The sequence below is a fragment of the Exiguobacterium alkaliphilum 12/1 genome, from assembly GCF_000714435.1.
GTDB classification, from domain to species: Bacteria; Bacillota; Bacilli; order Exiguobacteriales; family Exiguobacteriaceae; genus Exiguobacterium; species Exiguobacterium alkaliphilum.
On record NZ_JJMW01000006.1, the window covers coordinates 1 to 1,385 of the forward strand.

General features: G+C 48.4%; 1 protein-coding gene. It reads right to left on the reverse strand.

What is annotated here, in order from left to right; translation table 11 throughout:
* Nucleotides 1-37 precede the first annotated feature (37 nt).
* Nucleotides 38-1,365 (reverse strand): IS3 family transposase gene (locus RT52_RS16095; RefSeq protein WP_156028744.1). Its coding sequence is split into 2 segments (ribosomal slippage): nucleotides 38-966 and nucleotides 966-1,365, totalling 1,329 coding nucleotides; the frame shifts between segments, so codons are not numbered across the junction.
* Nucleotides 1,366-1,385 lie beyond the last annotated feature (20 nt).

Genomic DNA, 1,385 nt, shown 5'->3' on the forward strand with positions numbered 1-1,385 from the left:
AATCTGTACCCCATGTAAAGGACATTAATAAAAAAACTTATGCTGCTTCAAGGAGATGATTCCTGTACTGTACGGGAGTCATCTTTTTCATGTTCCATTGATAACGATGATGGTTGTAATAGTTAATGGCTTTTCGGATTTCACGCTGTAGTGAATCGAACGTGGTACAGGCCTTTAACTCGACGATATCCTTGAAATGCCCAAAGAATGATTCCTGGACAGCGTTATCCCAACAGTTGCCCCGTCGGGACATGGATTGACCTAGCTTCATACGCTTCACCTCTTTCTGGTAGGTCGGGCTCGTGTAGTGCCCTCCTTGATCTGAATGGATGAATGCGTCCTTGTCCAAGCGAATCCTCCGGTTCTTCCGTAAACGCTTCAACGTGTCCAATACAATGTCGAGATTGATGTTCTCAGAGAGTTGATGCGCCAATACCTCATTGGTCGAACCATCCACGATGGTCGAAAGATAGGCCCGCTTACCGTTCCCGTAAAATATGTAGGTGATATCGTTGAGAAGCACCTTATAGGGCGTGCCCTGTTTGAACTCGCGTTTGAGGTGGTTCGGCACCACCCGGTGCTCGGCCGTCGCCTTAATGAGCCGTTTGTATGGTTTCGCCTTACGGATTGGACACACGATGTTGTATTTCCGCATGATACGTCGGATGCACTTCAGGTTCATCGTCACACCGAAATGACCAGACAGCACCATCTTGATCTGCCTAGCACCCTTCTTGCGCTTCTTGAAGTGGAACGCCTTCAGAACGAAGTCACGAAGAGCCATGTCTCTCGATTCGCGCTCCTGTCTGATCTGTCTCCTCCGTTCCGAGAAATAGGCGTGGTATCCCTGACGTGACACCCCGGCCACCTGACAGAGATGGCTGACCATCCCCTTCATTTTGTGCTTGATGATGACACCTTGAATCAGCTCATATTTTTGCGATGCGCTTAGTCCAGCTTTCCTCTCCCTTCCGCCAGGCGGATCTCCTTTAATAGTTCGACCTCTGCTTTCAACAGCTTGTTTTCGGCCTCGAGCTTCGCGTACCGTTCTTCTGTAGACAGTTCTCTATCTCTCCACCTTCCTGAATTACTTGATCGTGTATCGCGTAGCCCCATTACCCCATCTTTTCGGTAAGCCCGTGTCCAGCGATTTTTACAAGAACTCATACGCCGTTCACCGAGTACCTCCACATCGAATCCACATCCCCGGAAGATTTCCACAGGGAACTTCCCTTCCAACGTCTGTGCTATAAAGAGTTCCTTGAACTCATCTGTATACGTGATCCCTTTCGGGCTCACAGATTTAACGTAAGGATTTGCGGCTAGCGCATCTATTTCTTTTGACGTAAACATCTTCTTCGACACTCGAATTCACTCCCAATATG